The following is a 1,988-nucleotide window of genomic DNA, read 5'->3' on the forward strand; positions in this document are numbered from 1 at the left end:
GTCTCCTCGAGCTTCCGAAGCTGCTCGAACAGCCATGAGGCCTGCTGCTCCGGCGGACCTGGTGGCATTCCTTCGCGGATCGCTACGCTCGCACCGAAGGCTGCGCTAGCAGATTCCGCGCCTGTGACCTCAACGTTCTTCGGATGTCGATCACGTCTGCGGAGCCTCGCCACGCTCCGGCTCAGTGCAGCGGAGGACTTGCTCCATACCCCCTGGAACCAGGTGACAGGCAGAAAGGATTGGAGAGAGCCTCCGAATCGCCACAAGGAACAAAGCATGCCGTACGCGGTGAGAAGCCGTATCTCAACCGATCTTGGAACGTGTGAATCGAACGGAGTTCCTGGACGGCTGATCTTCCGGCGGTACGCGCGTGAAGCCAGGGGCGAGTGCCCGCTTGTGGTCGTGAGGTGAGCTGAGGGGCTTTGAGTTCAAGTCGGGGCTAGCCTGACGGGCCCTGCTCGCTCGATGGTGAGGAGAGTAAGTGCCCACTCTGATCAACGCTGTTGATGTCCGCCCGCGCGTGTACTACAGGACCATCCAGATCGGCCCCATCCTCTTCGAACAAGCACCGGCGGAGGATGACATTGTTCAGATCCCCGGGGAAGGCTGGAGCCTCACCTCCAGCGACAACGATTTCTACCCTTTGGTGCGTTTGGAGGTGTGGGACGGGCCCGCTCCTCAGCCATCAGGCTCTTGGGAGTATGAACGAGCTTTCCATTCTCCGATGGCAGATCGCCTCGCGGTGGTCGACTTGGGTGGCGTCTGCTACGGCGAGATCGAGCTGCGGCCGGGGCGCTATCACCTGCGTTTGCTCTGCCGAGGGCGAGATCATGTTGAGGCTTCGCTGGCACTCGACCCCTTCCCTCCTGAAGGGCCGCATGACGATCCCCTTGAGGTGTGGGTTGTTCAGATTTGGCCTAGTGCTGACTGAAAATCCGCATTCCAGCCGACTTTGGAACGTGTGAATCGAACGGAGTTCCTGGACGGCTGATCTTCCGGCGATACGCGCATGAAGGCAGGGCCTCCTGGTAGCTCGGGGGTGCGACCCCATTCCGAGCGGTTCCCGGAGGCCCTGTTGTCGTTGTTGTACGCGCCCGAGCCCGCCTGCTTCAACTCGCCCGCCGTGTCGTGCGATTGCCTCGCGCACGTGTACGGCAACGCGGCCGATCATCCCGATCGGGTGCGCCGGTATCCGTCGGACATGACGGACGCGGAGTGGGCGGCCATCCGGCCGTTGTTGCCGGTGCCGACCTGGCTTCAGGGGCGGGGCGGACGGCCCGAGGGCTACTGCCACCGCCAGCTGCTGGACGCGATCCGCTACCTGGTCGCGGGCGGGATCTCCTGGCGGGCGATGCCCGCGGACTTCCCCGCATGGGGCCGGGTCTACGCCTTCTTCCGCCGCTGGCGCGAGCACGGGCTGATCGCCGAGTTCCACGACCGGCTGCGCGGGAAGGTCCGGGAGCGCGAGGGCCGTGAGGCCGAGTCCACGGCCGGAATCATCGACGCGCAGTCGGTGCGGGCCGCCGCGACGGTGCCGACCACCTCACGCGGCTACGACGGCGGGAAGAAGGTGCCGGGCCGCAAACGGCACATCGTGACCGACACCCTCGGTCTGCTCCTGGTCGTCACGGTCACCGCCGCGAACATCGGCGACCGGGACGCCGCGGTGGGCCTGCTGAGGCGGCTGCGTCGCTTGCACCGCGACATCACCCTTGTCTGGGCCGACGGCGGCTACACCGGCTCCCTCGTCGGCTGGTGCCGGGACAAACTCGCCCTGACCTTGGAGATCGTCAAGCGCACCGACGACATGGCCGGGTTCGTGGTGCTGCCGAGGCGGTGGGTGGCAGAGCGCACGTTCGCGTGGCTGATGAATTCCCGCCGTCTGGCCCGGGACCACGAGACCCTGCCCGCCACCAGCGAGGCGATGATCCGGTGGTCGATGGTCACGCGGATGAGCCGGCGTCTGGCACGGCCCCGGGCCGCCGGCC

The 1,988-nt window shown here is 66.1% G+C and carries 2 protein-coding genes; both read left to right on the top strand.

All coding sequences use genetic code 11. The annotated features are described in order from the left end of the window. Positions 1-481: 481 nt before the first annotated feature. Positions 482-931, top strand: coding sequence for a hypothetical protein (locus CA983_RS46025; RefSeq protein WP_143645815.1), 450 nt, complete (start codon positions 482-484; stop codon positions 929-931). A 270-nt stretch (positions 932-1,201) separates the two neighbouring features. Further along, positions 1,202-1,988: IS5 family transposase (locus tag CA983_RS43145; protein WP_086606053.1), on the top strand; the 787-nt coding region annotated here is incomplete at its 3' end.

The sequence above is a fragment of the Streptomyces swartbergensis genome, from assembly GCF_002148965.1.
Lineage (GTDB): Bacteria > Actinomycetota > Actinomycetes > Streptomycetales > Streptomycetaceae > Streptomyces > Streptomyces swartbergensis.